We start from the raw sequence: 22,402 nt of genomic DNA on the forward strand, positions 1-22,402 counted from the left end.
AAACCATCCGAGATGAAAATGATGACCGAGTGTTCAAGCCAATGATTGCTGGTGCGCGTGATGGTGGATGGGTTCGCCGTCTGGCGTTTATCTTCGCGTCGAGCCTGCCGCTCGGGATCGGGGCGCAGGCGCAGGACAAGCCGGCCGAGGCGGTCGCACGCCCCTCGGCGAAGCTGGCCGACGCGGCGGTGGTCCGGGCGCTCGAGTACCTGAAGTCGTCGCAGAAGCCCGACGGGGCCTGGGAGTCGGGAGGGTTCGGCCGGGCCACGTCGGTCACGTCGCTTGCGGTGATGGCCTTCCTCTCGGCCGGGCACGTCCCGGGCGAGCCGGGGCCCTATCGCAAGTCGATCGAGGACGGGATCCGCTACGTTTTGAGCCACCAGCGCTCCAACGGCCTGCTCGTCTCGAACTCGAGCCACGGCCCGATGTACTGCCACGGAATCAGCACCCTGATGCTGGCCGAGGTCGTCGGCATGAGTTCCGACCCGGAGCTCGCCGACAAGGCCCGCGAGGCCCTCGGCAAGGCGGTGAAGCTGATCCTGATGTCGCAGAACCTGGCCAAGAATCCGGACAATGCCGGTGGCTGGCGCTATCAGCCGACGAGCCGCGACAGCGACCTCAGCGTGACCGGCTGGCAGCTCATGGCGCTCCGCGCGGCGAAGGCGGCCGGCTGCGCTGTCCCTGCCGAGAACATCGACAAGGCCCTCGACTACGTCAAGCGCTGCGCCAGCCGAGAGGAAGGGGGCTTCGGCTATCAGCCGGGGGGCGGGCCGAACAACCCGAGGACGGGGACCGGGATCCTCGTCCTGGAAATCTGCGGCGCCCACCAGACCCCCGAGGCCGTCGCGGGGGCCGAGTATCTCCGCAAGCACCCCCCGCGCTGGGAGGCCTCGTACTTCTTCTATGAGGTCTATTACTGCTCCCAGGCCCTCTTCCAGATGGGAGACGCCTACTTCCTCGGCTACTACCCCGCTCTCGTCTCGATCCTGCTGGCGAACCAGGAGAAGGACGGGAGCTGGCTCTCGGGCGACGCCAACGACCGCACCGGCGGCCGGAATTACTGCACGGCGATGGCCGTCCTGGCGCTCGCCGTTGAATATCGTTACTTGCCGATCTATCAGCGGTGATGCCCGCGGCATCTCTTCTTCGGGAATGAGCAAGGCCCACCGATTTCGCCCCGACTTGCGTCGGTCGGCGACCCCGATGGGCCCGTTCATGCTCTCGCCGTTTCAGCGGGAGATCACTTCTTCCCCTTCTCCCAGATCGACAGGAGATCCTCGGAGCCCTGCTGGCGGACGCCGTTGTCGGTCAGGATGTCGTCGGTGGCCTTGAGGGCCTCCTGGCGGTTGAAGACGATCGTCTCGGACGACTTGTCGTTGAAGCTGATCGTGATGAACTTATCCTTGCAGTCGCGGAGCACTTCCACGAGGTGCTGCAGGTTCTTGATCGGCGTGCCGTTGATGTCCTTGATGACCTTGGCGGTGGGGCTGGAGTACCCCTTGCCGATCCGGTGCGGGAACATCGGGGAGGCGACGACGACGAGCTGCTCGCCGTCGAACGCGGGCTTGTCGCCCCGCCTCGTGACGATCGGGCTGGCGATCAGCGAGAGCAAGGTCGTGAACTTGTCGCCGAGCTGGCTGAAGCCCCCGAGGTACTCGGTCGTCACCGGCGAGAAGACCAGCGGCCCGTAGACGAAGTACGGCGGGTAATCCCCCTGGAGCGTCTCGATGAGCATCGGGTGCTTCGTCTCGACCGGCACGTCGACCTCGAGCGGCTTGCCATCGCGGATGATGGTCAGGTGGACCTTGCCGTCCTTCACTTCCTTCTGGATCAGGTACTGGAACCGGAGCCGGAGGTTGTCGCGGACCTTGACCAGGCCGACGTTGTCGATGTCGTGGCTGCCGATCTTGGTGATCAGGTCCCACTCCTTGAGCGGGTAGTCGCCATCGGTCCGCTCGGGCACATGCACGAAGACGCCGCTGGCCTTCTTATCGAGCCCGACCTTGCCGCGCAGGGCGTCGTTCTCGAGCGTCTGGAGGACGTCGTACATCGCCGGCTTGCCGTCGTACTTGCCGTCGGCGACGTCCTTGAGGAAGAGCTCGATCTCCTCCGTCGGGATGATGTAGCCGATGTTGTCCGAGTTGTTGAGCTTGCTGAAGATCAGCCCGACGAGCTTGTCGTTGACGAGCGCGGGGCCGCCGCTGTTGCCGGGGTTGATGGCCGCATCGACCTGGATGCGGAGGCCGGCCGCGTTCTCGTTATAAGGGGCGAACTCGATCCGGGAGACGATCCCCTTGGTCACCGAGAGGCTCGAGCCCCCCTGGGGATACCCATAGACGAGGACCGACTCCTTGACCTCGGGCAGCTCCGTCGAGCGGGCGAGCGGCGGGCGCTTCTCGAAGAACTCCTCGTCCTCGAGCTTGAGCACCGCCAGGTCCATGCCGGGGCTGACGGCCTCGACGGTGGCGACCAGCTTCTCGCTCGACTGATAAGGCTCGACGAAGAGCTGGCTGGCGTAGAGGACGACGTGCGCGTTCGTGAGGATGCGCTTGCCCTCGATCACGATGCCCGTGCCGCTGACGTCGCGAGGGGTCTGCTTGGTCCAGGGGCGGAACATGTCGGGGAGGCGCGTCGTCGCCGAGATCTTGACCACCGACTCTCGGATCGCGCTCTCGCCGGCGTCGTCGGCGAGGGCGAGCCCCGGGAAGATGAGGATCCAGGCCCCCGCCAACGTCAAGATCATTCGTCTCTGGAACATATGCTGGCTCTCTCCTTGCTAGCCCCTATTACGCGGTCGTCGAGGGTGCCGGCCCGCCAATCCTTTAAGAAGAGTCGGTCGTGCGGGCCATCCCCACGCACTCATCGGTGTGCGACCGTCCGCCCCCATTTAACCAGGGGAGCCTCGCGAGCGTAAGAGACTGCTCACGATCCCCTGGATCGAGGCTGCTTCGTCGCGTTCGCAGTTCCTGAGTCAGGGCGCCGTCAGGTAGCGGTAATTAAAGCGGGCGTTGGGGGCCACGTCCCCCTTGTCGATGAAGTCGAGGATGTTTTCGAAGCCTGGGACGTTGTCGGCCCACTTGAAGTCGACCTGGATCGGATCGGCCTCGGGTGCGTAGCCGAGTAGATCCCTGGGGATCGCCAGGTGTAGCTCCCGGCCTTCTTTGGAGAACGGGACCGAGCCGAGCTTTTCCCAGGCGCCGTTTTTGTACCGCTCGACCAGGCAGGTTTTGGCGTCGGGTCGGCTGCGGTTCACGACCATGTCGTAGCCCTGCCAGCCGGTCTCGTGCTTGCCGTCGGTGTCGAGCAGGAGGCACATCCAGTTGTCGCCCGAGGGCTCGGTGATCGGCGCTCGCGTCCTGGCGTAGAAATAGAGGTGCTTGCCATCGCGGGCCACCTTCATCAGGTCGAGGTCATTGCGCCCGGTCTTGTTGATATAGGTGAGGGAATGACCATAAGACGGCTCGTCGCGATGGGTCGTGTCGCCGAGGTCGTCGGCGAAGCCGGGGCCGACGTCGTCCCACTGGCGGAAGTCTCCGTCGATCGCGATCGACTTCGGCGCGGAGGCCTTCGGAGGCACCGAGACCCCCTTGTAACGTCGGATGTTGGCGGCCATCTGGTAGTAGTAATTGTCGCCGTGGCCCCCGCGCATCGGCTCGATGTCGCGGCTGTATTCCTGGTCGTAGGCGTCGACGAAGAAGGTGTCGCCGATGCCGATGGACTTGCTGCCGAGGGTCTTGGGCGAATTGTTGTCGTGTGCGATGAAGCGCTGGGCGATCCATTCGTTCCAGCCGGTGACGAAGAGGAACTCGGGGGCGACCTCCAGGGCCCGGGTCCACTGCTCGGCGAAGCCGAGGCCCTCGCCGGGACGCTGGAACTCTGGGGCCGGCTCCTTGCCGCCGTGGAAGCTCCGCCCGATGTTCGAGATCGGGTGCTCGGCGACGCAGACGGGCATCCCTTCGGGCTTGTCCGGGCGCTCGTGCCAGCCGGCCTTCTGGGGGTAGTGGTCGAGCCAGGGCCAGCGGTCCTTGCCGTCGCCGAACCAGCCGCCGGGATCGGTCCAGGCCCAGGATCGCCTCATGGTGAAGAATTCCTGGATCTTGGGGTCGATCCCCTCGCTCGACGACATCATCAGGGGCTTGCCCTTCCAGCGGAACCAGAGGTCGGAGTGGACCCCCTTGGAATAGAAGTCCCTGTAGAGCTTCTTGACAACCTTGTCGGCCTCCGTGTTCGTCAGGAAGGCGACCTGGGGCGTCTTGCCCCCTTCGCGGCGGATCCGGGTGTAGATCTCGCAGATCTTGAGGTAGGTCGAGTCATATGTGAGGACGTTGGTGACGTCGAAAATGACCACGTCGACGCCGGCGTCGCTCAGGAGCTGGGCGTGCTTGCGGATGACGAAGTCGTCGTCGCTCACGTAGTAGCCGAGGTGCGGCTCGCCCCAGAAGTGGAAGACCCCTTCGGGCCCGAACCTGGGCTTCTCCGGGTTCTCGGCCAGGAGCTTGGTGATGTCGAGGATCGGCCCCTCGGCGCGTCGCTCCATCCAGAGGAAGTAGAAGATGCCGACGGTCCTGTCGGCCTTCGGAGGGCCGCATTCCGCGTACCCCGGCAGGACGCGGCCCAGTTCATCCGTCGCCACCCAGGTATCGCTGGCGGTCGTCTCGGGGCGAGGCTTGGGCGAGTCTTCCGCCCTCACAGCTCCCGCGAGTTGCGAGGCGACGAAGGCGAGACAAATATTGGCAAAAAGATGTCGGCAGGAGAGCATGTATCCGTCGCTCCGGAGAGGCTGATTGATTCGTGATAGCTTCTGGATGTTTGCCGAAAGATCCCGTCGGCCCTCACTTCGCGAGGGCCTCGCGGAGCTGCTTCTTCAGCAGGACGAGCGTCTCGGCGTGCTCGGGCTCGGCGACGAGGTTCTTGAGCTCGCGCGGATCCTTCTCCATGTCGTAGAGCTCCTCGCCGCGACGGCCGCCGTCCCACTCGGTGTAGCGGAATCGCTCGGTGCGCAGGCTGAACCCGGGGTAGGGGCCTTCCGGGCTGTTGCGTCGGAGCTGCGTCAGGGCCGCCTTCTTCCAGTCGCGGTTCGGGTCGTCGAGGAGCGGGCGGAGGCTCCGGCCGGGCAGGGTGTCGGGGGCGGGCAGGCCGGCGAGGTCGGCGATGGTGGGGTAGACATCGACCAATTCGGCGAGCCTCGGCGAGGACCGGCCGGCCGCCCTGATGCCGGGGGCCGAGACGATCAGGGGGACCCGCGCCGACTCCTCGAACAGCGTCATCTTCTGCCAGAGCCCGTGCTCGCCGAGGTGGTAGCCGTGGTCGCTCATGAAGACGACGATCGTGTTGTCGTCGAGCTTGAGCCGCTCGAGGGCGTCCAGGACCTTGCCGACCTGGGCGTCCATGAAGCTGATGGAGGCGAAATAGGCCTGGAGCACCTTCCGCTTGGTGGCGTCGTCCATGCCGTAGTCGGGCGGGTTGACCGTGAGCGCGGCGGGCGGGATGTCTTTGCGCTCGTCCTCGGGGTCGGAAAGGGGCGTGAGCTGCTCGGTCGGGTAGAGCTTGAAGTACGACCGCGGGGCCACGTACGGCGTGTGCGGGCGGAAGAAGCCGACCGCCAGGAAGAAGGGCCCTTCCTGGTGCCGTTCGAGGAAGCGGACGGCCGCGTCGGCGGTCATGCCGTCGGTCTGCATGCCGTCGGTCCCCTCGGCGGCGAGCCAGCTCAGGGTGGCGCCGAAGCCGGTGCCGGGCTTGATCGTCGCGATATCCGACTCGTCGGCGACGTCACGCCCCTTGGGGTTGCCGACCTCATCCCACGACGCCGGGTCGTCGAGCCCGTCCGTACCGATCCCCTTGGGGACGTTGTAGTGATAGAGTTTGCCGATCCTCGCCGCGACGTAGCCATTCTTGCGGAAGAGCTGGGGCAAGGTCACGGCCTCGGGGACCCTATCCCGGAACCGGAGCTGGTTGTCGACGACCCCCGTGGTGTTCGGCCTCAAACCCGTCAGGAAGGACGTCCGGCTCGGGTTGCAGAGGGGGAACTGGCAGTAGGCCCGATCGAACCGCACGCCCCGGCTCGCCAATCGGTCGATCTGCGGCGACTTGACGAGCGGGTGGCCGTAGCAGCCGAGAGCCGTGTTGAGGTCGTCGGAGACGATCAGGAGGACATTTCGCCGCGGAGGCGTGGGCGTCGCGGCCGGATCATCCCCGGCCTCGACCCCCGCGCCGCAAAAAAAAATCGCGGCGAGGAATCCTGCGGCCTTCGTGAAAGTTGACCGCCCTACCTGCCATTCGGCTCGATCGATCCATTGCCTCGTCACGGCTTTGACCCTCGGCGCCTGCGCTCGCTGAAGCCCTTAAAATGTGGTTGCGGCTGATCGTAGCGCAGCCCCGCCCCGCTGTCAATTACGCGGAAAGGGCCCCGATTCCCGCAGGGATTGCGGCCCCACGCCTGCCGTGGCAAAAGCGTCGAGATTTGAGAGGGCTTTGACGAGAAGGAAATGTCTCGCCCTCGCCGTGGAATCCTTGCCTTCTCACCCGGATTAATTGGCTTTCGCCGGGAATACTGAGCGGGCCGGTGATCATTACCAAGGCGACGAAGATTAGAGAGTTAGTAAGGATTCGCAATCTTTCATGATTTGAGCCCGACCATCTTGCAATTGCCCCGGGGGGATCCATAATGGCGACCAGTTCGGCCCTGCCCGACTCGGGACCCGGGCCCGAAAAAGACAGACTGGTGACGACGACCAAATCCCTCCAGACCCAAGGGGCGACGCAAATGGCTGGCACGAGCATGATGATGGACCGCGGCACGATGACGGGCATGCCGGGCATGAACACCGGCGCGATGGGCTCGACCGGGATGGGCATGGGCATGCCCATGCCGACCGGCATGAACATGATGATGGTCCCCCGCTGCACGATGAAGATGGAGAAGTGCGAAGGCGGGATGATGATGACCTGCACCAGCGACGACCCGATGGCCTGCAGCATGATGCAGAACCTCTGCACCATGATGGCCGGCGGCATGTGCTCCTGCTGCATGATGATGAACGGCATGATGGTGTGCTGCTGCAATCTCATGATGGGCATGTGCAAGTGCGAGATGATGGATAACGGCGTCAAGATGACCTGCACCAGCGGCGACAAGGCCTGCTGCGACATGATCCAGGCCTGCTGCGACTGCATGGCCTCCATGATGAAGGCCGGCTGCACCTGCTGCATCATGATGAACGGCACCCCGATCTGCTGCGCCTGCTGAGCTCAGCCCGACAGCGCACGATCCGATCGCCGAGCGGGCCCGGGCCTCGACCATTGCCGTCGAAGCCCGGGCCCGCTCCCTTGCGCCCATCCCCTCAATGGGGGGCTAATTCCATCGCCGCAGTCGTCCGTAGGAGACTCACATCAGATAGCCGCAGCGATGGAAGTCGTTCCACATCCCCCATCACGGGACTGTCCAACCTCTCTCGTCGTCATCGCAAGATCGCTCACCGTCTTTGCTCGTGGCTCCATGAGAGATCCCGATGTTCGGTCGTCAACGGGCAAACTCCTTGGCGTCCGAAGAACCTGCCGAATCGCCACGATTGGGCCACGTGCAGGCGGATTAATAAGGATTGGTGTGGCTCCGAGTCGAATGCCAGGGATATTCGCTCCCCGAAGGCGACTATCATACGTTCGCGTGTGTTTGGATGGATTTCGACGGTCGAGTTTCGCTTGTCTGGGCAATTTGGGGGAAATTCGACAATTGATTGGAATGGACGAGGTTTGGTTAAGCCTTTATGAATTCGTATGTGATCGCTAGCAAACCTTTGTGATCGATCCTCGAAGTGTAGGAGCTCCGTAGAAAGAAGCTGTGGGGAAACCGCCTAGGGGTGTTTCAAAAACTCAACAAAAGGACGGAAAACGGGGGCAAATAGGCCTGGGAGGGGGGTGGCGAGGCGACTTCGCTTGTCGCCCCACGTCGGGCGGTTACTAATGGATCTACTTGAGCGACGAGCCCCCTCGAGAACAAAGGAATGTATGGAATCGAGATATCTGGGGGTTAAGGAGTGTTCCTATCCAAAAGCAAGGTAGATGACATGGTTCGATGGTTCCTGAGTCTGACCCTGGCCGGCCTGCTGTCGATCTCGGTCGTCACGGCTCGCGGCGAATCGATCGCGTCGAAGTCGGATACCCTGGCGGGAAGATCGGACGTGTCCGCGGCCCTGGCGGCCGCGACTCCGAAGGTCGGGGAAGTCGCCGGGCTGGATCTCGGCGTGGCCCCCGAAGTTATGATGCCCCCCAACAGCGCCTCGATTGCCATTCCTCTGTCGTCGATCGCCGGGCGATCGTTCTCAAACCACGACGACATCCTGCTCACGGACATGGGCAGCTCGGAATTGCCCGTCATGTCCCCCGCGTATCTGCTCGTCCAGCGGGCCAGCAATCTCTTCGAAGAGCTCGTCTACTTCGTCGGTCATCCTCGCCTGAACCTGCTCGCGGCCAGGGTCGCCGGCGCGAAGTCTCCGCTCCTCCTCTTCATGTCGACGGGCCTCGTCGGGATCTTCTTCCGGACCCGAATCTTGCGGGAGCGCAGGGCGACCCTCGCCCTCTCGCAGTGATCGGCCCAACGAAGAGGCGGGAGCCACCGGGCTCGGGCCATCGCGACCCCGAGCTACGGGCGACCCCCGCCGAAGGTTGACATCACATCGTCAATCGCCGTCGCGTCTCGCGACGGAACTCGAAGGCCCGGGCCTCACCAGATGGGCTTGAGCTGCCAGGTGTCGAGCGACTGCAAGGTCGCCCCCCGGCCTTCGGCGAAGGCCGCGACGCCCAGGTCACTTTCCCCTGCGTCGACCACGCGGGTGACGGCTACACGACCACCATCGGCGTAGACCTCGACCACCGATCGGTCGAGGTAGAGGTGGAGGCGAAGCACCTTCTCCCCCTCCGCAAGCTTGAGCGGGACCTTCACGCCGGCCACGTCGAGCTGCTCGCCGTCGTAGCGGATCGTCACCGCGTGCTTGCCGTCAGCCGAGCGACGGACCGCGAGGCCCACCGCCTTGGCGGTCCCGAGCCCCAGCTTCGCTTCGATCTCCAGGGTGTCTCCGCTCACCTTCGGCAGGACCGCGGGGGTCTCGCCGAGTTCGGTGCTGGCCACGCGAGTCGCCTGCGATTCCCTCAGCGCCGACAGTTCGGGGGCCGGCTGCTGGATCAGGGAGCCGTCGGGGGCGACCTTGAGCACGCGGGGCAGGGTCAGGCAGCCGTTCCAGCCCCGGTTGGCGGGGAAGCCGTTGATCCAACCCCAGAGGATGCGCCTCCCTTTGGGATCCTCGAGGCCGTTGGGGGCGTAGTACTGGCCGGGGTCGAGGGTCCCCTCATGCTCGGGGGTGAACTTGGCGGACTTCAGGTCGAGCGCACCGGTGTAGTACTTGACCGGGCCGTGGGGGGAGTAGATCAGGACCCACTTGCCGTCGAGCTTGAAGAGGTTCGGGCACTCCCAGTTCCCTTCCTTGCCGACGAAGGGGATGCCGACGTACTTCCAACTCAGTTGGTCATCCGACGTGTAGAGGGTGATCCCCCCCTTGGCGCCCGCTTGGTGCCCGCCGACGACCATGTACCACCGCCCGTCCTCCTTGAAGACAAACGGGTCGCGCCAGTCGTCGATCTTGACGGCGCCGTGGTCCTTGAGGCTGAGGATGGGATTCTTGGACCACTTCTTCCAGGAGATGCCGTCGTCGTCCTCGGCGATCGCGGCCCACTGCTCGGGGTCTCGCTGGCCGATGCTGGTGTAGTAGAGGATCAGCTTGCCGTCGGGGCCGACCGCGGCGGAGCCGGAGAAGACGTGGTCCTCGCCCGCGTCCTTGCTCGCCCAGAGTGCGATCGGCAGGTGCTCCCAATGCACCAGATCCTTGCTCCGGGCGTGGCCCCAGTGCATGTTGCCCCAGCCGTCGCCATAAGGGTTGAACTGGTAGAACATGTGGTAGTAGCCCCGGTGGAAGATGGGGCCGTTGGGGTCGTTCATCCAGAAGGCGGTGGGGCGGAAGTGGTAGACGGGGCGTCGCGCGTCCTGCTGGGCGCGGGGGGCCGCCTTGCCGACGCTCTCGGCGGCCTCGGCCAGCGCGGCCTCGCGTTCGGGGCGGACGATGGGGGCGACGTCGCTCTGGATGATATTGTCGACGTTGATGTGTCCCCAGCCGCCGGTGGCCTTGTCGACGATCTCGATGCGCGCCTTCACGCCGGCGAGGTCGGCGACATCCCACGACCGCGGCCGGAGCCGCTCGGTGTCGCTGGGCGAGCGAGCGGGGCCCGTCGCTGTGCGGACGACTTTGCCGTCGACGACGAGGTGGATCCCGGTCAGGCCGGGGCGGTCGCCGCCGCCGATCAGGAAGTTGATGTGCTTGCGCTCGATGGTGAACTCGGGCGAGGTCAGCGTCCCTTGCGAGTCATCGCCGCCGACGTACGAGTTGACGAGCCCTTCGCCGTGGTAGTCGCTGACGCCCATCTGGTTCGGCAGAGTCCCCCGGGCCGGGGCCTTGCCGAAGGCCGTCCCCTGCGCGACCCAACCGCCGTAGTCGCTCCCCTCGAAGTCGGAGATGACCATGTCGGGACGACTCTGCCCGCGGGCGGGCGTCGGATCCTGGAGAGAGAGTAGGGCGAGTCCTGCCAGGAGCAAGATGCTTGGTTTCATGGAGTTAGATCATCCGGTTTCGTGTCGTGTGGGTGATCATTCGCGGGGGCACAACCCGGCCCCACCATACGTCGCCCCACGCCCGATCGCCACCCCCGGACCCCGCCGATTTCAGGGGAGCCCCGCGCGTTTGCGGAGGATCCACTCGGTCGTGAGGATGCCGAAGAAGAGGACGAGCGTGGCGGGGTGATCCCAGAGGGGCGTTTCCTCACGCCTGGCGACCTGCTTGTTCAGGGCGTGGAGCAAGGGGGGGAGCCCCTTCGCCTCGTAGTCGGCGAAGACTCGGCCGCCGGTGACGCTCGCCAGGCGGTCGAGCGGGTCGCGGGCCGCGGCGAGCTCGATGCGCTCCGACGTGTCCCGCGCGGCGACCTCGAGCGGGGCCTGGGGGATCGGCGGTTGGTCGAGCTTGAGGGCCTCGGCCAGTTGCGGCACGTCGAGCCGGACGACGTACGAGCCGACCGGGAGCGACGGCGAGGCCCCCTCGAAGCTCCGGGGCTGGCCGGGGAGGGGTCGCAAGGGGACGATCGCGGCGGACTCGCCCGAGGGCTGATTGGTCTTCGGGTCGGCGCGGAAGATCCTCGCGGCGACGAGCACGCCGGATCCGAGCCCGGGCACGCCGTCGGCGATCCTGGCCTGGATCGTGGCGAAGTCCCCCTCGCCGACCTTCGGGCGGGTCGGGCCGAACCGGACGAGGGAGTTCCCCGCCGCCAGCTTGCCGGAAGCCGCCCAGCGGATCGCCTGGCCCCAGAAGCGATGGTGATAGGCGTCGCCGACCCGATAGCGCCAGCGCCAGGTGGCATTGGTGCCGACCCAGAGCACCTTGCCGAGCCCGTACGAATGGGCCGCGATGGCGGCTCGCGAGGCATCGGGCCCCGAGGCGAGTATCGTGGCCCCCGGCTTGGCCGCCCCCGAGACGAGCCAGGGGAGCCGGGGCAGGCCCGACCAGACCGCCCGGTTCTGCCCCGGCTCCGACGCGAACTGGAGCATCGGCCAGGCCGTGGCGTCGCCGCCGGCCGTGGTCAGGACGAGCGGGACTCCCGGCGGCAAGCTCGGATGGTCTGGATCCGGCCCCGACCTCTCGGCCGACTCGGGCGAGGGCTCCTGCACCGGCAGGAGCTTGCGGGCCGTCGGGTTGGCGACGAGCGTCTCCCAGTGCCTCGGCCCGGGGACGACGATCAAGGTTCCCCCCCGGTCGCCGACATAAGACTCGAGCCGGGCCCAGGCCTCGGGGGTGAGATCGGCCGCGCCGACGTCGCCAGCCACGACCACATCGAAGGCGCCGATCGGATCCGGTTGAGACGTTGGAGCGTCGGGCCTGGCGGGGAGGCGGCTCGGATAGTTCGAGTTCGCGTCGGAGGCCACGCCCATCGTCTCGGGCTGGTGGAAGACGACGGCGTCGACCTCGACGTGCGGGTCGCGGACCAGGGCGTTGCGGAGGTAGCGGAACTCCCAGCGGGCCTCGCCGTCGACGATCAGGACCTTCGCCTTGTCGTCGGCGACCTGGACGGAGAAGGGGCGCTGGTCGTTGTCGGGGCGGGCGTCCCCCTCGAGCGCGGGGAGCGCGATGCGGAAGGGGACGAGCCCGGCCTGCTCCATCGGCACGCGGAAGGAGACAGCGGGGCGCGAGCCGTCCTCGGGGGCGTGGACGTTGCTCCGCAAGGGGGCGGCACCAGGACGCTCGAGCGTCACCTCGACGTCGCGGCCGGCGTAGCCGTCGAGCTTGAGGGTTGCCTCGATGCTCGCGACGTCCCCCTTGTACACCGTCTCGGGGGCCTTGATCGAGGCGATCGCCGCATCCCTGGGCGGGGTCGTCGAGCCGACGAGGACGGGATACACGGGGATCCTCCGAGCCGCGAGGAGGTCGGCGGTGGAGGTCGCGTCTCCCTGGGCATTCGAGCGTCCATCGGTCACGAGGACGACGCCGAGCACCGGCACATCGGTTTCCTTGAGGGCCTCGGCCAGGGCCGGCTGCCAGTCGGTCGCCAGCGTCGAGGGCCCGCCCGCCGGCACTGGGCGCTTCAGGGCATCGACCAGGGCGCCGAGCGTCGACGAGGCGACCTCGCGGGCGAAGGCGATCCCCTCGATCCCGTGGTCGTTGGCGATCCTGGCGAGGGGGCCGTCAAGGAGCCGTCGGGCCACGTCACGCCTGGAGAGCGACGCGGGGGACTCGTTGGGGGTCAGGCCGAGTTCCTTCGCGAGCCTCGTCTGCTCCTCGGCCGGACGCGCCGAGTCCACGGTGGCCATGCTCTCGGAGACGTCCACGGCGAGGAGCACGCGCCCCTTGACCGTCTCGTGATAGCTCCTGGCGGCGATCGGCTCGAACAGCGAGCCGACCAGCACGAGCCCCGCCGCGAGCCGGAGCCCCAGCAAGCCCAGGCCCGCCCGGCGCGAGACGAGGCGTCGCTCGTCCCGATAGAGCACGAGGACCAGGGCCAGCGCGATCGCGCCGGCGCCGAGCCAGAACCAGCCCAGTTGGGTGCCCGCCAGAAGGAGTCGCCGTCCTCCAAACACTCACCAAGCCCCACGACCGGGCCTCTCCCGTCCTCCGGCGTTCCGTTTCGGAGGACAGCGGGTCCACGAGTCATGACATTATGCCCGCTCCGTCGCAGTCCGTGAACCGCCCGCCGTTGTCCGGGCGATTTCCAGGGGGAGGGCCCCGAGATTCAGGCGGTCACGATCTTATGGATTGAAAGAGTGAGCAATTTCAGAAGTGAGTAGGAAATCTTGATGAGGCTATAGCGACGGGGGCCTTGAGCGGATCCGATCCCCGGCATGCGAGCGCATCCCGGGGCCCGGTTGTCGTTATCTAAGGCTTGTTCAGTCCTTCGGAGAGGCCGCGACCGCTTGGCCGAGCCTGGCGGAGAAGTCGCCGAGGTCGGGGACGTTGGTGTTGCTCAGGAGGATGATGGTGATATCGGCATCCATCGTGTGGGCGAGGATGCAGTTGATCCCGAGGATGCTGCCGAAACGCTCGAAGACGCGATCGGTCTTCTCGCCGAACTTGCGCGAGCTGACCCAGGCGCCGTAGCCGTATTCGTCGAGTCCCGGCTTCAGCATCAGTTCGAGCGAGTCGGGCTTGAGGAGCTTGCCGCCGAAGAGGGCGGCGGAGAACTTGCGGAGGTCGGTCGCGGTGGAGTACATGCCGCCGGCGGCGTACCAGTTCTCATAGTAGAAGGGCCAGTCGTTGGTCATCTCCTGCACGCCTTTGGGGCGCCAGTAGGTCCTCGCGAGCCTCTTCGTGATGGCGTGGTGGTGGAGCATGCCCGAGTCGGTCATGCCCAGCGGGGATAGGATCCGCTCGCGGAGCACGTCCTCGTAAGGCTTGCCGGCGAGGGCCTCGATGATCTTGCCCAGAATCACATAGTCGGCATTATTATAGTCGAAGACCTTGCCGGGTTCGTGGGCGATCTTGCCTTTGGCGTGGGTGTCGAGGAGCTGGTCGGTCGTGTGGGGGAGCTGGTAGAGGTCCAGGCCTCGCTTCTCGGCCTCCTCGTAGGGGAGGATTGTGTCGTAGTTGCCGAGCCCCGAGGTGTGATTCAGGAGCTGGTGGACCGTGATCGCGTCGACGCCCACGCCGGGGTATTTGGGGAGGTATGTCTTGAAGGGTGCTTCGAGCTTGAGCTTGCCCTCGTCCCGGAGTTGGAGGATCAGCGTGGCGGTGAAGGTCTTGGTGATCGACGCGATCTTGAACTTCGTGTCGGGTTGGACGGGGACGTCGAACTCGCGGTCGGCGAGGCCAAAGTCCTCGCGATAGAGCAGAACACCCCGACGCTCGACCAGGACCGTGCCGTGATAGTCGTGGCTCCTGGCATACTCGCGGGCCACCGTTTCGAGCCCGGGGTTGGCGACTTCGGCATGCGTGGTCAGCGCCACGAGGGCCGTGATGGCGAGGCCGAACAGTTTCCCTCGGGGCGCCGGAGCGTTGCGGCTCGGGTCCATCGTGCGAACTCCATTTTGGGTGTGGCCAAGCGCCTGACGTCGCGCGGCCGTGCGGTGGGCATGCCATCGGCTTCCCAGACTCATTCGCAGGATGGGGAGCGAATATTGTCGGGTTTTCGCGATCGGCTCGACGCGAGGCGTCAAACTCGGTTACCCCCCTTGGTTCCGGATCAGGCGGCGGGTCAGGTAGACCTCGAGGCAGAGGCCGAGCAGGGCGGCGAGTATTAAGGCTCGCCAGACCTCGCGGCGTGCCCCCGTGCCGGCGGCGAAGAGGCGCGAATCGAGCCGTCGCGAGTCGGACTCGAAGGCGAAGGGCCAGCCCTCCGAAAGGCGATGCGCCTCGGCCGGTTCCAGAGGCGCGGGGTCGGATTCGCGGGGGTCGGATTTGACCATCGCATAAGCGAACTCGCCGGCCGGTTCGGGGAGGGGGAGCCGGTAGATGCCCGACTCATCGGCCGCGTCGAGTCGGGCGGTGGCCTTGCTCCCGTCGCGCGAGACTGGGACCTGGACGTTGGACCCGGTCGGCGTCACGACCTGTAGGGAGGTCGTCTCGGCGGGGGGGGCCGGATCGAGTTCGAAGGCAAGAGGCTCGCCCGGCCGGACGCGTCGCGTATCGGTGGTTCCGGCGAGGTGGAAGACCCACTCGTGGACGAGCGGGACGAAGTCGGGATTCACCGGCAAGGTCCCGGCCTCGGCGTCGATCGCCGTGGAGAGGAGCATCACCCGCCCCTTGCCGTGCGGACGTTCAACGACCCAGGGGTCGCGTGTGTCGAGCCTTGCCGAGACGGAGGCCCCGGGCATCGGCGCGAGCATCCGATAGGCGAAGAAGTCGGCACCCGCCAGCGCGGGAGCCTCCCCCTTCGCGAACGACTCGAGCGCCGGCCCGACGAAGCTCCTCGGCTCAGGATGCGCGACGACCTTGCGCTCCGAGGCGTCTCCCTTGTGATTCCCGAGCCCGGCCGGGAGCCAGTCCAGCCCGCCGAAGGCACCCGCGTCGGTCCTGTCGCCGGGGGCGATCAGCAGGCCCCCGCCGCCTTCCACGAAGCGGCCGACGGCCGTCGCCTGCTGGTGAGAAAGCCTGGCGACGTTCGCGAGGACCAGCACGCGTTGATCCTTCAACGAGTCCGCCGCGAGGGAGTCGGGCGGGATGACCTTGCTGCGCACCTGCGGGGCTTCGTCGCCGCTGGGGGAGAGGGCCGCGCGGAGGAAGTCGGTCTCGCCGGTCAGTGGCTGTAATCCCGGTTCGCCGTCAACCGTCAGGACGGAAATGGCCCTGGCAACCTCGACGGGCAGAGCCGCCGCGTCGTCGCCGGAGGTGGGATCAGCGCCCCCCGAAAGCCGGACCTCGACGAGGTGGGAGCCTGGATTCGGGAACGACGCGCGGAACTCGACGGGCGTCGAACCGCCGGGGGGGATCGGCCCCAGAGGTTGAGCCGAGCCGGGCACGACGCGATCATCCACCAGTAATTCGGCGGTCCGCGTCAGGGGGCGATTTCCCGTGTTCGAAACGCTAGCGGAAACCGAGACCGGCAGGCCGGGGGTGACGAGGCTGCGCGAGACCTTGAGCCCGGTGACGGAGCCATCGGGGCCATCCGGCGGCTTGCCGTCGCCGAGGTTGAGCGACCAGAGCCGGGGCGGGATCGGCATCCGGCGATGGAGGTCGCGGAGCAGGTCCCAGCGCCTGGCCTCGCCGGGCCGCCAGGCGAGGCGCTGGCCGTCGGAGAGGATGATGACGTCGCGCTCGGGGTTCCTGGTCCGTTCCAGGAGCCGGAAGGCCTCCGACACGGCGGCCGGCAGGTCGCTCGAGCTGTGCGGAGGGCCGAGCGTGCCGAGCGCCTTGGCGGCCTTCGCCCGGTCGAAGCTGGGGGGAGTCAGGACTTCGCGGACCCGGTCGCCCGCCAAGAGGATGGCGACGGAATCTCCGGGCCGGAGCCGCCCGAGGAACTCGCGGGCCCAGCGCTCGGCGAGGAGCCTGGGGGAGGCCTCGCCGATCCTCCGGCCCATGCTGGCCGAGCCGTCGATGACGAGCACGACGTCGCGCGCGGCCGAGCCGTCGCCGAGCCGCTCTGACCGCGCCGGCTCGCGACGGCCCCCCGAAAAAAGGGCGGGCCATCGCCAGGGCGACCACCGCGAGGAGCGCCATCCTCGCGAGCATGAGCAGGATCTCGGTGAGCCGCAGGTTCCGCCGTGACGTGCGCCCGAGTTCGAGGAACTGCATGGCGCCCCAGTCGATCACCGGGTCGCGGCGGCGATGCAGGAGGTGGATCACCACCGGCACGGCGGCGCCGAGCAGGCCGAGGAGCATCGCGGCGTTGAGCAGGCCGAATCCCAAGGGGTCAGCCTCCCCGCCGCGAACGCGATCGCGTCGACAGGTAATTCAGGAGGGTCTGCTCGATCGGCTGTGCGGTGGAGGCTTTGTGGTAGTCGGCGTTCATCCCCTGGATCCGCTCCTTCAACGTCGAGCAGAAGCTGCGGAAGCGCTCGAGGTAGGCCGCCCTGAGGCCGAGCGGGTCGACGCGGAGGATGTGGTCGAGCCGCTCGAGGCTCCGGAATCGCGCGGGGCGGCGGAAGGGGAATTCTTCCTCCTCGGGGGCGAGCGTCTGGAAGAAGAGGACCTCGTGGCGGCGATGCCGGAGGTGCCGCAGGGCCGAGGTCAGGGCGTCGAGGTCGTCGAACCCGTCGGAGAGGATCACCACCAAGCCCCGGCGCGGGATGCGGTCGGCCAGGGTGTGCAGGATCCCGGCGAGGGGCCGCTCTCCCCCCGTCTTCGCCCCTTCGAGTGCCTTGGCGACGACCGAGAAATGGCCGGGGGCCGCGCGGGCGGGGATCATCGCGCGGATGTCGTCGTCGAAGGTGACGAGCCCCACGGCGTCGCGCTGGCTGATCATGAGGTAGGCCAGGGATGCCGCCAGGCGCCTCGCATACTCGAACTTCGAGATCGTTTGCCCCGCGTACTTCATGCTCCCGGATGAATCGACGACGAGGTACGCTTTGAGATTCGTTTCTTCTTCATATTCCTTGACGTAGTAGCGGTCGCTCTTGCCGAACGCACGCCAGTCGATGTGCCGGATCTCGTCGCCGGGGCCATATTCGCGATGCTCGGCGAACTCGACCGAGAACCCCTTGAACGGGCTCTTGTGCAGGCCCGACATGACCCCTTCGACCACGAGCCTGGCGATCAGCTCGAGCCGGCCGAAGCGGGCCAGGGCCGTCGGGTCGAGCGACTCGAATTCGGGGCCGGGGTCTCGGGGATCCTGGGGCATGTCGGCTCGTCCCGGGCGGTTCGAGGGAATCGATCTGCCAATGGTAAGGCTCGCATCCGTCGGCACGCAAGCGAAGCGAAAACACGTCGGAGCCTCAGACGCCGCCGACGAGCTTCGCGGCACGCTCGGGGGGGGCGGGGACTTCCTGGACGAGCGCCTCGATCACCTTATCCGTGTCGATTCCCTCGGCCTCGGCGTGGAAGGTCGTGACGATCCGGTGCCGGAGCACGGGCTTGGCGACCTGCCTGATGTCGGCGATGCTCGCGTGGAACCGGCCGTGGAAGGCGGCTCGCGCCTTGGCGGCCAGGATCAGGGCCTGCCCGGCGCGAGGCCCGGCGCCCCAGGAGACGTTCTTCCGAACCATCGCCGAGGCCTCCGCCTCGTTGGGCCGGCTGGCGCGGACGAGGTCGCGGGCGTAGACGAAGACGTGGTCGGGGACCGGGATTTTTCGGACGAGGCGCTGGAGTTCGAGGATCCGCTCGGCCGTGAGTGCGATTGTCGGCTCGTCGGAACTTTCTCCGGTGGTCCGGCGCAGGACCTCGAGTTCCTCGTCGGCGGTAGGGTAGCGGACGAGCACGTTGAGCATGAAACGGTCGAGCTGGGCCTCGGGCAGGGGGTATGTCCCTTCCTGCTCGATCGGGTTCTGCGTCGCCAGGACGAAGAAGGGGTCGGGCAGGGGGAAGGTGACGCCGCCGACCGTGACGTGCCGCTCCTGCATCGCCTCAAGGAGCGCGGCCTGGGTCTTGGGAGGGGTCCGGTTGATCTCGTCGGCCAGGACCATGTTCGTGAAGATCGGGCCGGCGATGAACGCGAACCGGCGCCGCCCCGTCTCCGGGTCGTCCTGGAGGATGTCCGTCCCGGTGATATCCGACGGCATCATATCCGGGGTGAACTGGATCCGGCGGAACGAGAGGCTCAGGATCTTCGCGAGGGTGCTGACGAGCAGGGTCTTGGCCAGCCCCGGCACGCCGATCAGCAGCACGTGGCCGCGGGCGAAGAGCCCCGTCAGCAGCTCCTCGACCACGTCGTCCTGGCCGATGATGACCTTGCCGATCTCGGCGCGGAGGCGCTGGTAATCCTCGGCGAGGGCGGCGACGGCCTCGGCGTCATCGGGCGAAGGGTCGACGGTTGGGGCGTCCGGCATCGGTGGCGGTCCTCAAAGCTGGCACGCGTATGTCTCGGCGGATCTCGACCCGGTCGGGCCTCGTCCTTTCGCGACGATTGTACCGAGCCTGCCCTCGCCTTATCACTCCCGGCGCGTGCGGCGGTTGAGCAGTTTCAGGGCGTCGGCCGTGGACGGGAGCGCCTCGGGCCGGATCATGGGGAAGGCGATCGGCCCCTTGATGCTGATCACGAAGAGTTGGCCGGTGGCCTCTCGCACGGCGTCGCTCACGAAGGGGACGCGGATCTTGTCGCGGCCGTAGACGGGGGAGAGCCGCAGGTCGAGGTCCCCCTGGGGATCCATCGTCCCCCGCCCTCGGAGGCTGAACGTGTCGCCGGTGAGCTTGATCGGGTCGAGGGTCGACTCCCCGTTCACGATGTTGATGCCGACGTCGGCCGAGTCGAACGCGGTCCTGGCGGCGCTCGAGAAGTTCAGCTTGTTGACGAGCCGGAGGACGACCGGGAGCTCGCCGAGGGCCCCGTCGGTCACGCGGATCCCCCCCTTACCCTGGATGGTGTGGAAATCGCTCCCCATGCCGCTGAGCTCGATCTCGCCGGAGACGAGCCCCCGGTACGACTGCTTGTGCGGCTGCGTCATGGCATAGCGCTGGAGGTCGGCGTTCAGGACCTGGACCGAGGCCGCGTACTGCGGGGCGTCGTCGAGGCTGATGCGGAACTTGGCGAAGACGTCACCACCCAGAAGCTTCCCCTTCAGGTCGGTGAGCGCGGCAACCCCCTTGTCGACGATGAAGGGAGTCTCGAGCTCGGTGACGTGCTGCTTGAGGAGGCTGATGCTGCTGAGCCTCATGATCCCCTGGACGGCCAGGCGTTCGCCGTCGAACTTGCCTCTGACGGTGTCCAGCTGCCCCTGGATGTGCTCGAGGGGGATCCCCGCCTGGATCAGGTTGTCGGAGAGGACGACCAGCACGTTGTCCCAGTCGCAGTTCACGGCCTTGCCCGGCCCGGCCCAGTTCAGGCCGAGGTTCCCGCTGATCAGGGCGATCGGGCGCCCTTCATCCAGCCGGTGGGCGAACTGGGCCATGACGGGGGGCATCATCTTGCGGAGCTCGCCGTCCATGCGGAAGCCCCGGGCCCTGACCTGCGCGACCCTGAGGTGGAACTCGCCGCTGTCCTCGACCTTGACCGTGCCGTTGTCGAACTGGACGGGGGTCCCGTGGAAGACGAACCCGACGTCGCGCATCTGCACCAGGGCGTTGTGGTAGACGAACCGGCCCCGGACGTTCTCCATGCGCAGGTCGAAGGTCCCGCCGGGGTCGGTCTTCCCGCGCGGCTCCCGGCTGAACTTGAGCTGGACGAGGGTCTCGGGCTTGGGGTCGATCTCGAGGTGGTACTCGTCGGGCTTGCCCGGCTGGAGGTTGATCTTCACGTCGGCGTCGCACGAACCGATCGGGTTGAGCGTGGCCCACGACTTCTGCCAGGCCTTCGGCAGCGACGACTGCAACTGGCTATTGAACGGGATGTTCTCCGCGTTGATGTGCATGTCGACGGCGATCGGATCCTTGATGCTGGGCGGCAGCCCTTTCACCCGCGGGACCTTCTTGACGACGCCGCTCCCCGAGATCACCGCCTGGCCGTTGCTCCCGCGCATGTCCTTGAAGACCCAGAGGTCGGGGTGCAGCTCGAGCCGGCCGGTCAGGTTCCCGACGGGGTAGGGCATCCCCACCCACTTGATCGCGCAATCACCATTGAGGTCGAGGAAGGCGTCGACGACTACCTTCCCTTCGCGGGGCTCGTTGGGGTCGAGCGGGTTCCGGGTCCTCTCGACCTTGGCCTTGCCCTTCACGGTGCCGCTCGGCTTGAATTCGTTGACGACCTTGCGGATGTCGGTGGGCAGGGCGTCGAAGAGGGTCTTGTCGATCGGCAGGGCCTCCCCCTCGAAGTCGAGGATGACGTGCGCGAGGTCCCCCGGGTTGTCGATCGTCCCCTTCACTTCCAGCGGCTTGTTGCCCACCACCGTCTGGAGGTTCAGGCTGATCCGGTTGTTCTCGCAGCGCAGGAGCCCCTGGATGTGGTCGACCGGGTAGGGGAAGAACTTGTAGACTATGCCCACATCTCGGCAGAAGACGGTCCAGCCGCAGCCGATCGGGCCCCCTTCCTTCTCCCTGACGATGTTCGCGGCGACGTTGATCCGCCCCCTCGGCTTGAAGACGTTCCATAGCTCGAGGTGCTCGCGCGGGGTCTTGTCGCGGAGCCGCTTGTCGAGCTCGAGGTCGAAGATCTCGAGGCTGAGGTCGAACGGGCTGCGGGTGGGAGCCTCGAGGTTGAAGTGCCCCTTGGTGATCCGGACGGCCGTCGGCCCGTTGTTGCCGTCGGCGCGGTCGATGGTGAGGTGCCCATCTCGCACCGTCGCGCTGCCGGTCAGGTCGTTGATCGGGAAGGGGAGCTTGGGACAGTCCAGGACCCCTGAGTGGATCCGGGCCGTGGCCTCGTAGCGGAGGGGGGGCGTCGCCTCGGGGTTGTACGTCACCCGCCCGACTTGCAGGCTCACCTCGCCGCTTTTGAGGCCGGTCTTGTCGAACGCCTCCCGGTACTCGGCCGGGATCCGGCCGCGGAGCGAGTCGCTGATCGTCAGCCGGCTCAGATCCCCGGTGAACGTGACCTGCCCCGTGGCCTGGTCGAACGTGCCGCGGACGTTGATATGTTCGAACGAGTCTCCCTTGGCCGTCCCCTCGAACTTCACCCGGGTGTCGCCGTCGGGCTCGATCTTGATGGCGACCTCGCGGAGGATGGCGGCGCCCTTGTCCCCCTCCTCGACCAGTTTCACGGTGCCGTTCTGGATGACGATCGGCGGGGTCCCCTTCATCGGGGGCAAGGGCCAGGGGTCGGCCAGTACGCCTTCGAAGTTCCAGGTCCCGTCCTTGCGGCGCTGGAGCTGGAGGGTCGGGTACGCCACCTCCACGTTGAGGGGGATGAATTGCCCCTTCAGCATCGCCTTGGGATTGACCCGGATGTTGAGGTGGTTGATCTGGAGCGCGACCAGCGGATTCTTGTCGATCTTCTGCCTGAGCCTGACCTGGCTGAGGACGATCTCGTTGTCCCAGAGGAGGTGCATGCGCACCCTGCTCACCTCGAGCTGGGCCCCGCGCAGGAATCGGGGGGCCCCCTCGCGGATCAGCCTCGCCAGGTTCTCGCTGTCGGTGACGTACCAGTAGGCGAAGCCGAGCACGCCGGCGAGGCAGGCCAGCAGGAAGAACGACCCCCAGAAGAGGGCTTTCCTCAATCGGGTCCGAATTCGCATCGGGCTCGGCCTCCTTCCCTGGAGGGTTTCGTCCAATCGGCGGAGAGATGAATGGGCTGCAGTTCGATCCGAATCAGGAGGCGGGTCGGCCTCTTGCCGCCGGCCCCCCGCCCCTATCCGAGGCCT

13 protein-coding genes and 1 pseudogene are annotated in these 22,402 nt (G+C 66.8%); 3 read left to right on the top strand and 11 right to left on the bottom strand.

Going from position 1 to position 22,402, the window contains the following annotated elements:
• Positions 1-29: 29 nt before the first annotated feature.
• A complete protein-coding gene (locus ACOYYX_RS01530; RefSeq protein WP_422928172.1) occupies positions 30-1,127 on the top strand; it encodes a prenyltransferase/squalene oxidase repeat-containing protein in 1,098 nt (365 codons plus the stop codon).
• A 113-nt stretch (positions 1,128-1,240) separates the two neighbouring features.
• Here the strand turns inward: ACOYYX_RS01530 and ACOYYX_RS01535 are convergent, their stop codons facing one another.
• From ACOYYX_RS01535 to ACOYYX_RS01545, 3 genes are all read right to left on the bottom strand, one after another.
• Positions 1,241-2,758: a PDZ domain-containing protein gene (locus ACOYYX_RS01535; RefSeq protein ID WP_422928173.1), complete on the bottom strand. Its 1,518-nt coding sequence runs from the start codon at positions 2,756-2,758 to the stop codon at positions 1,241-1,243.
• 213 nt (positions 2,759-2,971) lie between these two features.
• On the bottom strand, positions 2,972-4,759 hold the full coding sequence (locus ACOYYX_RS01540) for a hypothetical protein (protein ID WP_422928174.1): 1,788 nt from the start codon (positions 4,757-4,759) through the stop codon (positions 2,972-2,974).
• 73 nt (positions 4,760-4,832) lie between these two features.
• Positions 4,833-6,305 carry a sulfatase gene (locus ACOYYX_RS01545; RefSeq protein ID WP_422928175.1) on the bottom strand — a complete coding sequence of 491 codons (1,473 nt, stop codon included), beginning with the start codon at positions 6,303-6,305 and terminating at the stop codon, positions 4,833-4,835.
• A 359-nt stretch (positions 6,306-6,664) separates the two neighbouring features.
• Here ACOYYX_RS01545 and ACOYYX_RS01550 point away from each other — a divergent pair, with 359 nt between their 5' ends.
• Positions 6,665-7,246, top strand: coding sequence for a hypothetical protein (locus ACOYYX_RS01550; protein ID WP_422928176.1), 582 nt, complete (start codon positions 6,665-6,667; stop codon positions 7,244-7,246).
• Positions 7,247-8,063: 817 nt separating this feature from the next.
• Positions 8,064-8,585 (top strand): hypothetical protein, encoded by a 522-nt coding sequence (locus ACOYYX_RS01555; protein ID WP_422928177.1) that lies wholly within the window; start codon positions 8,064-8,066, stop codon positions 8,583-8,585.
• A gap of 134 nt (positions 8,586-8,719) precedes the next feature.
• On the opposite strand, the gene ACOYYX_RS01560 is transcribed toward ACOYYX_RS01555, so the two are convergent.
• The 8 genes and pseudogenes from ACOYYX_RS01560 to ACOYYX_RS01595 form a co-directional block, all read right to left on the bottom strand.
• Positions 8,720-10,654, bottom strand: coding sequence for a glycoside hydrolase family 32 protein (locus ACOYYX_RS01560; protein WP_422928178.1), 1,935 nt, complete (start codon positions 10,652-10,654; stop codon positions 8,720-8,722).
• Positions 10,655-10,765: 111 nt separating this feature from the next.
• A complete protein-coding gene (locus ACOYYX_RS01565; RefSeq protein ID WP_422928179.1) occupies positions 10,766-13,165 on the bottom strand; it encodes a hypothetical protein in 2,400 nt (799 codons plus the stop codon).
• A gap of 306 nt (positions 13,166-13,471) precedes the next feature.
• Complete coding sequence (locus ACOYYX_RS01570; protein WP_422928180.1) at positions 13,472-14,593, bottom strand: serine hydrolase domain-containing protein; 1,122 nt, start codon at positions 14,591-14,593, stop codon at positions 13,472-13,474.
• A gap of 150 nt (positions 14,594-14,743) precedes the next feature.
• Entirely contained in the window at positions 14,744-16,624 is a 1,881-nt protein-coding gene (locus tag ACOYYX_RS01575) for a VWA domain-containing protein (RefSeq protein WP_422928181.1), read from the bottom strand.
• Positions 16,625-16,748: 124 nt separating this feature from the next.
• A pseudogene (locus tag ACOYYX_RS01580) lies at positions 16,749-16,898 on the bottom strand (BatA domain-containing protein); the annotation flags it as partial.
• Between the two features lie 31 nt (positions 16,899-16,929).
• Positions 16,930-17,856, bottom strand: a complete 927-nt coding sequence (locus tag ACOYYX_RS01585; RefSeq protein WP_422928182.1) for a DUF58 domain-containing protein — start codon at positions 17,854-17,856, stop codon at positions 16,930-16,932.
• 94 nt (positions 17,857-17,950) lie between these two features.
• Positions 17,951-19,000: an AAA family ATPase gene (locus tag ACOYYX_RS01590; RefSeq protein WP_422928183.1), complete on the bottom strand. Its 1,050-nt coding sequence runs from the start codon at positions 18,998-19,000 to the stop codon at positions 17,951-17,953.
• 102 nt (positions 19,001-19,102) lie between these two features.
• Positions 19,103-22,276, bottom strand: a complete 3,174-nt coding sequence (locus ACOYYX_RS01595; RefSeq protein WP_422928184.1) for an AsmA-like C-terminal region-containing protein — start codon at positions 22,274-22,276, stop codon at positions 19,103-19,105.
• Between the last annotated feature and the right edge of the window lie 126 nt (positions 22,277-22,402).

Origin of the sequence: Singulisphaera chitinilytica, assembly GCF_049331405.1 — a bacterium.
Lineage (GTDB): Bacteria > Planctomycetota > Planctomycetia > Isosphaerales > Isosphaeraceae > PoT.